This window comes from Bacillus sp. HY001 (genome assembly GCF_007558965.1).
GTDB classification, from domain to species: Bacteria; Bacillota; Bacilli; order Bacillales; family Bacillaceae_G; genus Bacillus_A; species Bacillus_A mobilis.
This window is the reverse complement of sequence record NZ_VLTE01000445.1, coordinates 1-257: the sequence shown is the minus strand read 5'-3', so window position 1 is coordinate 257 and position 257 is coordinate 1. Positions and strand designations below refer to the sequence as shown.

The following is a 257-nucleotide window of genomic DNA, read 5'->3' as shown; positions in this document are numbered from 1 at the left end:
GGACAATCAAGGTGTTTTACCTGCTTACCGAAACCCAAAAGGAAGAAGATATTATACAGAAGAACGGTATAAGAAATATATGGGTATGCAAGAAGAACTTGTTCAGGATTTAATATCTATCATTCATGTATTTAGCTGTAGAATATATGGGTTGAGAAAATACAAAAAGAAAATGTCGGAGGATGAAGACTTATGAAAAGAGCATATTTAATAGAAATCAAACCGACAACTGAACAAATTAGTAAAATCCGTCAAAC

The 257-nt window shown here is 32.3% G+C and carries 1 protein-coding gene; it reads left to right on the top strand.

Features of this window, described 5'->3' with window-relative positions; translation table 11 throughout:
• On the top strand, positions 1–196 hold a 196-nt coding region (locus FOT98_RS32830; protein WP_483861243.1), incomplete at its 5' end, for a MerR family transcriptional regulator.
• Positions 197–257 lie beyond the last annotated feature (61 nt).